Genomic DNA, 3316 nt, shown 5'->3' with positions numbered 1-3316 from the left:
TTCATCCCGATTTATTAATTCCTGAAATCTCAGTAGATTTAGAAATGAATTTTTCGGATCTTGATGAAAAATTTATGCGTATTCTAAAACAATTCGAACCCTTTGGACCAGAAAATATGACACCTGTTTTTTTGTCGAAAAATATTATCGATTCAGGTTATGCTAAATCATTGGGTAACGATGCCGAACATTTAAAAGTCTTCGTGAAACAAAATAATTCGCCAAATTTCAACGCCATTGGTTTTGGACTTGGAGATAAAATAGCTGTTGTAAAAAACAGAAATCCGTTTGAAGCCGTTTATGTTTTAGAAGAAAACGAATGGAACGGAACGGTTAGTTTACAATTGCAATTGCGCGATGTAAGAGTAAATAAAAGTAAAAAGTAGCAAAGCTGCATAGTAACAAAGTTAAAAGTGAAAAGAACCAATTAAAAGTAAAAAGTAAAAAGTAAAAAGTAAACAGTCGTTCACCATTTACAATTCATAATTTCATTGTGTGCTTTGCGAAAAACTTTGCGAACTTTGCGGTTAAGAAAAAGAAAAAATTTTTCCAATTAATATAATCCGTTTAATCTGTGTACCCATAGAATGACAAAAAAAGACCCATTTTCAGCTTTACGAATACCAGAATTTCGTTGGTTTATACTTATGCGATTAGCTATTGTATTGGCTTGGTCCATGCAATTTGTCTTGATTGAATGGGAAGTATACCGAATTACCAAAGACCCTTGGTCATTAGGATTAATTGGGCTTATGGAAGTAATTCCGGCTATAGTTATGGCGCTGTTTGCTGGGCATATCGTAGACCAATCTGAAAAAAGAAATATGCTGCTCAAATGTTTTGCAGGAACGGCAACAATCAGTATTTTATTTTGTTATTTAGTTCATCCTGAAACCGCTAAAATCATTGGAAAACAACCTTTTTTATATGCTATTTATGCCTTGGTTTTTTTAGGCGGCATCATTCGTGCATTTATCATTCCTTCTGTTTTTAGTTTGTTAGGATTAATTGTGCCAAAAACACAATTTACAAACGCGGCTACTTGGAGAAGTTCATCTTGGCAAGTTTCTGCCGTAATCGGTCCCGCTTTAGCTGGATTTTTAATTGGCGGAATTGGCGTTTTCAACTCTATGATTTTTGTAACAATTTCTATTTTTTTAGGAATTTTTATGCTGTTACAAATCAGTAAAAAACCCATTTTAAATACAAAAATTGGCGAACCCATTTCCGAAAGTTTAAAGGCCGGAATTAGATTTGTATTTCAAAATAAAATTATTTTAAGCGCACTTTCATTAGATATGTTTGCGGTTTTATTTGGTGGAGCAGTTGCCTTATTGCCCATTTTTGCACAAGATATTTTACAAGTAGGTTCAGAAGGTTTCGGAATTTTAAGAGCCGCACCAGCCATTGGTGGATTACTAACTATGTTGGCTTCTACGATGTTTTCCATCGAAAAAAATACAGGTAAAAAATTACTATTAGCTGTTTTCGGATTCGGAATTTGTATAATCGTTTTCGGATTATCCCAAAACTTTTGGATTTCGGTAATTGCATTATTTTTAAGTGGTGTTACCGATGGATTTTCCGTGGTTATTCGTTCCACAATTTTGCAAATTTACACACCCGATGATATGCGGGGAAGAGTTTCTTCCGTAAATTCCATTTTTGTGGGTTCTTCAAACGAATTAGGGGCCTTTGAAAGCGGACTCACCTCTAAATTATTCGGAGTGGTAAATGCGGTAGTTTTTGGAGGTATAATGACTTTATTCGTAGCAGGAACCACCGCAATGGCTTCGCCAAAATTCAGAAATTTAGAAATAGAAAAATAATTTTTTGGGCGTTACCACAAGGGTCGGGCTGTACGCTATATCTCCGATTAGCAAAAACTACAAATGAATTTTTGTTTTTGTTTATCGGAGGATGCCGCTTCCATCCCTAACGCAAATTCGTTTTCAAAAGCACTTTTGTTATTCGTATTTTTTCAATTCAAATGTTTCGCCATCAAAAACGCCGTAGGTAAAATAGCCAATCCAATCACCTAAGTTGATGTATTTCGATTGTTCATTTAAAGTAATTTCCATAGGTAAATGGCGGTGTCCAAAAACAAAAAAGTCATAATGCTTTGTTTCTAATTTACGTTTGCAATATTGAACCAACCATTCGTTTTCTTCACCTAAAAATTTCACGTCTTCCGCGCCAGAAATAAGCTTGTTTTTAACCGATAAGTATTGCGCAAATTTCACGCCAATATCGGGATGCAACCAACGAAACAACCATTTAAAAAAAGAATTTGTAAATACTTTTTTCATCCGTTTGTAACCCATATCGCCAGGACCTTTTCCGTCGCCGTGACCTATTAAGAAGGTTTTTCCGTTAAAGGTAAATTCTTGATTATCGTGATAAACAGGAATATTGAGTTCTTTTTCAAAATAATCGCCCATCCATAAATCGTGGTTTCCTACAAAGAAATATATAGGAATTCCAGCGTCTTTTATTTCAGCTAATTTTCCTAAAACTCTAACGAAACCTTTTGGTACAACCGTTTTATATTCGAACCAAAAATCAAATAAATCGCCTAGTAAAAAAATGGCATCAGCGTCTTTTTTAACCTCGTCTAGCCAAGCTACAAATTTTTGTTCTCTAAGAAAACTAATTTCTGAAGTTGGCGCACCAAAATGCTGATCGGAAGCAAAATATATTTTTTTCGAATTCAAAATATTTGTTTTTTACAAAATTAGCAAAAATTAACACACAAAAATCAGCTTTTTAACGATAAAAACATACAATTTGTCGATGTATTGGTGGTGTTTACTAAAAATGTATATTTTTGTATAGTTAAAAATATTAATTAATCACACAATACTATAATGAAAAAACTACTTGTACTATTATTTATGTTTGTAGGTTTCAGTGTTTTTGGACAACTATCCCAAAACTTTGAAGGCGCAACATTTCCTCCTACTGGCTGGACAACATTTGAAACAGGAACTGGAGCAGGTCAGAGTTGGTCTGAAACTAACTTAGCTGTTTTTACCTACGGAGGAGTTGGTAAATCCGCAATGATTAACAAAGAAAATGTAACTACAGGTCAGGCGATTGACTGGATGGTTACCTCTGCCGTTACTGTTCCTGCCAATGGTCAGTTAAGGTTTTATACTAAAACCATTCAAACTGGAGTTCAAGGTAGTTTATTTGACATTAAAATTTCTACTACTTCACAAACGAATCCAACAAGTTTTACCAATCTTGTTTCTTATGATGAGGCTTCTTTAACTGCAGTTGCAAATGTTTATGAAGAAAAAGTAATTGATTTACA

At 34.1% G+C, this 3316-nt stretch carries 3 protein-coding genes and 1 pseudogene; 3 read left to right on the top strand and 1 reads right to left on the bottom strand.

All coding sequences use genetic code 11. From position 1 onward, the window contains the following. Both ABWO04_RS10670 and ABWO04_RS10665 read left to right on the top strand, forming a co-directional pair. Positions 1-386, top strand: a pseudogene (locus ABWO04_RS10670) (single-stranded-DNA-specific exonuclease RecJ); the annotation flags it as partial. Positions 387-587: 201 nt separating this feature from the next. Continuing rightward, positions 588-1829, top strand: a complete 1242-nt coding sequence (locus ABWO04_RS10665; protein ID WP_353079686.1) for an MFS transporter — start codon at positions 588-590, stop codon at positions 1827-1829. Between the two features lie 138 nt (positions 1830-1967). On the opposite strand, the gene ABWO04_RS10660 is transcribed toward ABWO04_RS10665, so the two are convergent. Continuing rightward, positions 1968-2717 (bottom strand): UDP-2,3-diacylglucosamine diphosphatase, encoded by a 750-nt coding sequence (locus ABWO04_RS10660; RefSeq protein ID WP_502903986.1) that lies wholly within the window; start codon positions 2715-2717, stop codon positions 1968-1970. 150 nt (positions 2718-2867) lie between these two features. Here ABWO04_RS10660 and ABWO04_RS10655 point away from each other — a divergent pair. Further along, positions 2868-3316, top strand: a 449-nt coding sequence (locus ABWO04_RS10655) for a choice-of-anchor J domain-containing protein (protein WP_353079684.1), incomplete at its 3' end; no start/stop codon positions are given.

The sequence above is a fragment of the Flavobacterium sp. genome, assembly GCF_040382755.1.
GTDB lineage: Bacteria > Bacteroidota > Bacteroidia > Flavobacteriales > Flavobacteriaceae > Flavobacterium.
This window is presented reverse-complemented; position numbering and strand designations above follow the sequence as displayed.

What these genes read in the sequence shown, in the direction of transcription:
- ABWO04_RS10665 (WP_353079686.1), top strand. Translation starts at nt 588, where the DNA reads ATGACAAAAAAAGACCCATTTTCAGCTTTACGAATACCAGAATTTCGT.